Raw genomic sequence first — 7,099 nt, 5'->3', positions numbered from 1 at the left:
ATATAAGCCAGTTATATGAGTGCGGTATTAATGATTCTGACATTAAGTTGGTGGTGGATCAGTTCCGCTCCGACGTGTCAGGCAGCTCGTCGCTGTTCTTGTTGCGGGATGATGACAAGAGCGATGGCATCAAGCTCTTTTCCAGCGGTTTGACCGAAGCCCAGCAGCAGTTCTATGTCCAGCACCATCGCCAGGATGTGTGGTTCAATCACTATCTGGACAAGGGCTGCCAGGGGATCGTCAGTGCCAACAGCCTCTCCAATTCGGCGGGTTTGCTGGCCAGTTTCGGCGCCCAGTTTGCGGCCGGCGGTGTCTGCCGGGTGAAGGGGCGGGGGCTTAGCAGCCTGTCTACCTATCGTGCGGCGACGCAGGATGATTTCAGCGCGCAGGAAATTTCTTCCCTTGGCGAAGTTTATTCTGGCCTGGCGGCCTGGAGCCAACATTATTGGAACTTGCTGGCCCTGGAAACCCAGAACTATCAGCTACAACAGCTGGTAAAAAACCATAATAAACCCAGCGCCATCGTCGATGATAAAGGCCATATCCATTATTCCAACGTGGCCTTCAATCGTATTGCCGACGAGAACATGGAACTGCGAGCGGGCAATGGTATTTTCTCGCTGCAAAATAAGGAACAGCAGCGCCAGTTCAAAGAGATATTGAATGGCTTTGCCTATCTGCTGCCCGGCGCCAGCGCCTATATGTCCATTCCTCGTCAGCCCAATCTGCGGCCGTTGCTGATCCAGTGTACCCTGATGAGCGGTCTCAATCGCTTCGAACGGTATGTGGAGGTGGTGCTGCGGGATCCCGAACACTCCTTCAACCCCGACATCGAAGCGCTGGCCAGCCTCTATCCGCTCACCATCGGCGAGAAAGAGCTGCTGGTGCTGATGAGCAAGGGCTACAGCAGCAACGACATCGCCGAGCTGCGCGGCGTCAAGGTGGAAACCGTGCGCTCGACCCTGAAAGGGGTGTTCAAGAAGACCGACTGCCATAGCCAGAACGAGCTGTTGTGTTGCTGCAATCCATCTCCTGATCCATGCGAGCTATGCTTGGAGTGAGCCGGACATAGTGCCCGGCTCGCGCCTCCCGCCCGGGAGGCAGGTTGGGGGAACGCACGATGGAATCACTCAAGGCAAAGGATTACATGCAGACTCGTCCCATCACCTTCAGCGCGGAGATGATGGTGCAGGCGGCAGTGGAAAAGTTTCTCAACAGTCGCCAGCTTGGCGGCCCCGTGGTGGACGAACGGGGCCACCTGGTGGGTTGGGTCTCCGAGCAGGACTGTATCGCCGTCATGTTGAAAGAGGCCTATCACTGTGAACAGGTAGCCCAGGTCAGGGATGTGATGCGCAAGGAGGTGCTGGCCGTCGGCCCCGACACCAGCATCCTCGAGCTGGCCGAGATGATGATGGGACAAAAGCCCAAGATCTATCCGGTCGTGGAGGAGGGGCATCTGCTCGGGGTCATCAGCCGCCACGACGTGATGCAGGCCATCCACGCCCAGCTGGGGACCTGTTTCGTACACAAGGCTCGTGCCTGAGGACGCTGTTTTCACCTCGTCAGCACGTTGGCAGCACAGAGCAGGCACCATGCCTGCTCTTTTATTGCCGCATGGGGAATGCCGATGCCAACTGTGATACAGGCCTCATCCCCCTCGGCGCCGCTTTAAGGCTTGCACCGTCCAGCCTCGCTCTTTAGGATCTCCCCCAGCTATCGATATGGCCCTTGATGGGCACTCTTTTAAGGAATTTGTACCTTGTCTCTCTCTATCGAGGCGCTGCGCCGCCGTCTCTCTGCCTGCATGAACCTCGACGCCCGCCGTCTCTCCAGCCGTCTGCACGGGGCCAAGAAGCTGCCGGAAGCCAAGCAGGCCGCCGTGCTCGAGACCATTGCCGCCGACCTGGATGCCGCACAAGCGCGCTATCAGTCCCGTCTGGCCGGTGTGCCCAGGGTCACTTATCCGGACAACCTGCCGGTCAGCCAGAAGCAGGCGGAGATCGCCAAGGCCATTGAAGAGCATCAAGTGGTGATCATCGCCGGCGAAACCGGCTCGGGCAAAACGACCCAGATCCCCAAGATCTGTCTGGCGCTGGGGCGCGGGGTGAAAGGCTTTATCGGCCACACCCAGCCGCGCCGTCTGGCGGCCCGCACCGTGGCGGCCCGCATCGCCGAGGAGATGGAGTCCGAACTCGGCCACTACGTGGGCTACAAGGTGCGCTTTACCGATCAGGTGAGCGAGCAGACCCACATCAAGCTGATGACCGACGGTATCCTGCTGGCGGAGATCCAGAACGACCGGATGCTGACCCAGTACGACACCATCATCATCGATGAGGCCCACGAGCGCAGCCTCAACATCGACTTCATTCTGGGCTATCTCAAACAGCTGCTACCAAGGCGCCCCGATCTGAAGGTGATCATCACCTCGGCCACCATAGACCCGCAGCGTTTCTCCCGCCATTTCAACAAGGCGCCGGTGATAGAGGTCTCCGGTCGCACCTACCCGGTTGAGGTGCGCTACCGCCCGCTCACCAGTGATAAAAGTGAGGGGCTGGAAGAGCGCGATGAGCTGCAGGGGATCTTCGATGCGGTCGAAGAGCTGGCCCGTGAAGGGCTGGGGGACATCCTCATCTTCATGAACGGCGAGCGGGAGATCCGCGATACCGCCGATGCCTTGCGCAAGCTCAACCTGCGCGATACCGAGGTGCTGCCGCTCTACGCCCGCCTCTCCAACGCCGAGCAGAACAAGGTATTTCAGCCCCACGCCGGGCGGCGTATCGTGCTGGCTACCAACGTGGCGGAGACCTCGCTGACGGTACCAGGCATTCGCTATGTGATTGACCCGGGTACGGCCCGTATCAGCCGCTACTCCTGGCGTACCAAGGTGCAGCGCCTGCCCATCGAGCCGGTCTCCCAGGCCAGCGCCAACCAGCGTAAAGGGCGCTGCGGCCGGGTGGCGGACGGTATCTGTATCCGCCTCTACTCCGAGGAGGATTTCAACGGCCGTCCAGCCTTCACCGACCCCGAGATCCTGCGCACCAACCTGGCGTCCGTCATCCTGCAGATGCTGGCGCTCGGCCTTGGCAACATGGAGGCGTTCCCCTTCGTCGAGCCGCCGGAGTCGCGCCACATCAAGGATGGCCTGACCCTCTTGAAAGAGCTGGAGGCGGTGCGCGAGCTGCCTGCCACCGGCGATCGCGAAGCCAAGCTGCAGCTGACCGAGACCGGTCGCCAGCTCTCGCGCATCCCCCTTGATCCACGCCTGGCGAAGATGGTGATCAGTGCGGCGCAAACCGGCTGTTTGAGCGAGGTGATGGTGATCACCGCCGCCCTCAGCATTCAGGATCCCCGCGAGCGGCCCATGGAGAAAAAGCAGGCCGCCGACGAGCAGCACAGACGCTTTGAAGACAAGGACTCCGACTTCCTCGCCTTCGTCAATCTGTGGAACTACCTGAAAGAGCAGCAGGATCTGCTGGGCAGCAACCCGTTCCGGCGCATGTGCCAGAAGGAGTTTCTCTCCTACCTGCGGGTGCGCGAGTGGCAGGACATCCATTTCCAGCTGCGCCAGACGATCAAGGAGCTGGGTTTTAAAGCCAACCATGAACCGGCGGATTTCAAGACGGTGCACTGTGCCCTGCTCACGGGGCTGCTCAGCCACATCGGCAACAAGGATCTGGAAAAGCCCGAATTCCTCGGGGCCCGCAACGGCCGCTTCCACCTGTTCCCGGCCTCGGGTTTGTTCAAGAAGCCGCCCAAGTGGGTGATGGCCGCAGAATTGGTTGAGACCTCGCGTCTCTACGCCCGCATCAACGCCAAGATTGAACCCGAGTGGGTGGAGCCGCTGGCAGGCCATCTCATCAAGCTGCACCACAGCGACCCCCACTGGTCTAAGAAGAACGGTGCCGTCATGGCCAAGGAGAAGGTAACCCTCTATGGCCTGACCCTGGTCAACGAGCGCACCATCAACTTCAGCCGCCTCGATCCGGCCCTGTGTCGCGAGCTGTTTATCCGCCGAGCCCTGGTGGAAGGGGATTTCGAGACCCGTCATCGCTTCTTCAGTGAGAACCGCAAGCTCTTGGCCGAGGTGGAGGCGCTGGAGCACAAATCCCGTCGGCGCGACATCCTGGTGGATGACGAGGATCTGTTCCGCTTCTACGATGCCCGCCTGCCGGAGGAGGTGATATCAAGCCGCCACTTCGACAAGTGGTGGAAGGAAGCGCAAAAGCAGGATCCCGAGCTGCTCAATTTCGAAAAAGAGATGCTGATGAAGGGGGATGCGGCCCACATCAGCGATCTCGACTACCCCAACTTCTGGCAGCAGGGGCGCCTCAAGCTCAAACTGACCTACCAGTTTGAACCGGGGGAGGCGGCGGACGGCGTGACCCTGCATATCCCGCTGCCGCTCCTGAACCAGGTGGAGGTGAAGGGGTTCGAGTGGTTGATCCCGGGGCTGCGTCATGAGCTGTTGGTGGCCCTCATCAAGTCGATGCCAAAGCCGATGCGCAAGAACTTCGTACCGGCCCCCAACTACGCCGATGCGCTGCTTGCCAGCATCAATCCCGAGCAGGGGCCGCTGCTGGACGAGATGGAGCGCCAGCTGCGCCGTATGACCGGCGTGACTGTGCCCCGCGAATCATGGGATTGGGCTGCGGTGTCCGATCACCTGAAATTCACCTTCCGGGTGGTGGACGACAAGCACAAGAAGGTGGCGGAAGGCAAAGATCTGGAGGCATTGAAAGAGTCCCTGCGCGGCAAGGTGCAGGAGACCCTGTCACAAGTGGCGGATGACGATATCGAGCAGTTCGGCCTTACCCTCTGGAGCTTTGGCGAGCTGCCGAAGGAGTACAGTCAGAAGCGTAGCGGGTTTGAAGTGAAGGCTTATCCGGCTCTGGTGGATCAGAAGGATTCGGTCGCCATTCAGCTGGTGGAGAGCCCGGCGGTGCAGCAGCAGCTGATGTGGGCGGGCCAACGCCGGCTGGTGCTGCTCAACGTGCCATCTCCCATCAAGTATCTGCAGGAGAAGCTGCCCAACAAGGCCAAGCTGGGGCTCTATTTTAACCCCTTTGGCAAGGTGGCGGAGCTGATCGATGACTGCATCGCCTGCGGCTGCGACAAGCTCATCGAGCAGCACGGCGGCATGGCCTGGGACGAGGCCGGTTTCGAGGCGCTCAAGGAGTATGTCCGCGCCGAGCTCAACGACGCCGTGGTGGAAGTGGCAAGCCAAGTGGAAGCCGTGCTGACCCTCTCCCATGAGATCAAGAAGCGACTCAAGGGCAAGATGCAGCTCGACACCGCCTTTGCCATGTCCGATATCCAGCAGCAGCTCGGCAACCTAATTCACAAGGGCTTTGTCACCGAGACCGGCTGGCAGCGACTGCCGGATCTCTTGCGCTACCTGCGCGCCATCGAGCGGCGCCTGGAGAAGCTCGCCATCGACCCGAACCGGGATCGGGTCTACATGCTCAAGGTGCACAGCGTGGAGTCGGAGTACAAGGCGCTGCTGGCCAAGATCCCGAAATCCCAGCTGGTACCCACCGAGGTGGCCAACATCCGCTGGATGATCGAGGAGCTGCGGGTGTCGTTCTTTGCCCAGAATCTGGGGACCCCCTATCCGGTCTCCGATAAACGGGTGCTAAACGCCATCGCCCAGTGCTAATCTGCTGAGGAGAAAGGCCGCGGGTGCGCTACCGGCTGCCTGGACGCTAACGGAGGAGCAAGGATGCTTGGATTCTGGTTAGGGATGGCGATGGTCAACATCAGTGGCTATCAACCCATTGCCGAGCAAACCTGGGTACAGTTGAACCCGGAGTACTACCCGCTGCATCGCACCCCGCCGACCATGTTTGTGGCCTAGCGGGGCAATCAATTTCCCACCCTCGAGCTCAAGAAGAAGAAGGGACGCTGGCAGGTGCTGTTTCCGGCCCGGCTGGTGCCCCCTTTTGATCTGTTCGAGGGGGAGGCCGAGCTCTCCAAAGCCTATCTTGCAAGATTGCGGCGCATCGACGAAGCGGCCTACGGGCTGGCTCCCATTACCCCGACGGCCTATCAACCTCATCCGACACAAGAGGTGGCGACCCTGGCCGTGCCCTTCATGGCGGAGTTTGCCATGCCACCATCACCGGGCCAACCCAAGGCAAGTGAGCAAGAGGAACCCCTGCTGGCCGCCTTGTCGCAGCAGACCAGCTGGCAGGCGCCTGTTACCCGGTTGGCGCAATTTGTCTCACCACAGGGGGATGGGCAGGGGATGATGTTGTCTGTCAACAACACGCTGACCTTGACGGCGCCAGCGGCTGGTGGCAAGCAGATCTGTCATCAGGTGGCGGCGGGAGAGACCCTCTGGCGCATTGCCGCCATGTTGGCCCAGAACGGGACCGTGACAGGGGTAGCGGGGGATACCTACAGCTATCTGCTGGCCATTGTCGATGACAACCAGGCCCTGAGGGGGCGGGGGATCAAGGTGAAGGCGGGAGATACCCTCTACTGCCCGGCCCCGCAGACCTTGGCCCGTTTCGATGCTCTGAGCCCGGCTCAACGACTGCAGCGTTTTGCCAGATTGGAGCAGGGACGCTGAGGTATCTTGTCACTGCTCTGGGCCCGTGATAGTATTCGCGCTCGTTTTGCGAGGTGCTGACCGGTCGCAGTCAACACCATACATTCATCTAAAAGAGATACTTATTATGTCTTTCGTATTCCAAGCTGAAGTCCGTTCTGACCTGGGGAAAGGTGCGAGCCGCCGCCTGCGTCACGCTGACCAAGTTCCTGCCATCGTTTACGGTGCAGGCAAAGAAGCCGTGTCCATCACTCTGGACCACAAAAAGCTGATCCTGGCCCAAGAGAAGCCGGAGTTCTACTCCTCCGAGCTGACCCTGGTCATCAACGGCGAAGAAGTCAAAGCTAACGTCAAGGCGATCCAGCGTCACCCGGTACGTTACAAGCTGGTTCACCTGGACTTCGTTCGCGTCTAATCGACAACGAACGTTCCTGTAAAGAGGCCACCCAATCGGGTGGCCTCTTTGTTTTTACGGCATTTTTTCCCGATAAAAATAAAATACTCAAAAAGTACCGTTAGTCTTTACTTGTAGGCATGATTGACAGC

General features: G+C 59.9%; 3 protein-coding genes and 2 pseudogenes. All 5 read left to right on the top strand.

Annotated features, from left to right (window positions below):
* Positions 1-2 precede the first annotated feature (2 nt).
* The 5 genes and pseudogenes from CAK78_RS06430 to rplY all read left to right on the top strand — a co-directional run bounded on the left by CAK78_RS06430 (position 3) and on the right by rplY (position 6,968).
* Positions 3-1,036 (top strand): annotated as a pseudogene (locus tag CAK78_RS06430) (helix-turn-helix transcriptional regulator).
* Between the two features lie 84 nt (positions 1,037-1,120).
* Positions 1,121-1,543: a CBS domain-containing protein gene (locus CAK78_RS06425; protein WP_005301012.1), complete on the top strand. Its 423-nt coding sequence runs from the start codon at positions 1,121-1,123 to the stop codon at positions 1,541-1,543.
* A gap of 216 nt (positions 1,544-1,759) precedes the next feature.
* The gene (gene hrpA / locus CAK78_RS06420; protein WP_094696743.1) at positions 1,760-5,659 is read left to right on the top strand and encodes an ATP-dependent RNA helicase HrpA; all 3,900 of its coding nucleotides are present in this window, start codon (positions 1,760-1,762) and stop codon (positions 5,657-5,659) included.
* Positions 5,660-5,722: 63 nt separating this feature from the next.
* A pseudogene (locus CAK78_RS06415) lies at positions 5,723-6,574 on the top strand (hypothetical protein).
* A gap of 106 nt (positions 6,575-6,680) precedes the next feature.
* Complete coding sequence (gene rplY, locus CAK78_RS06410) at positions 6,681-6,968, top strand: 50S ribosomal protein L25 (RefSeq protein ID WP_176452703.1); 288 nt, start codon at positions 6,681-6,683, stop codon at positions 6,966-6,968.
* Positions 6,969-7,099 lie beyond the last annotated feature (131 nt).

This window comes from Aeromonas sp. A35_P, assembly GCF_002259925.1.
Classification (GTDB): Bacteria; Pseudomonadota; Gammaproteobacteria; order Enterobacterales; family Aeromonadaceae; genus Aeromonas; species Aeromonas dhakensis.
The sequence above is the reverse complement of the archived record's forward strand: the minus strand, read 5'-3'. Positions and strand labels throughout refer to the sequence as shown.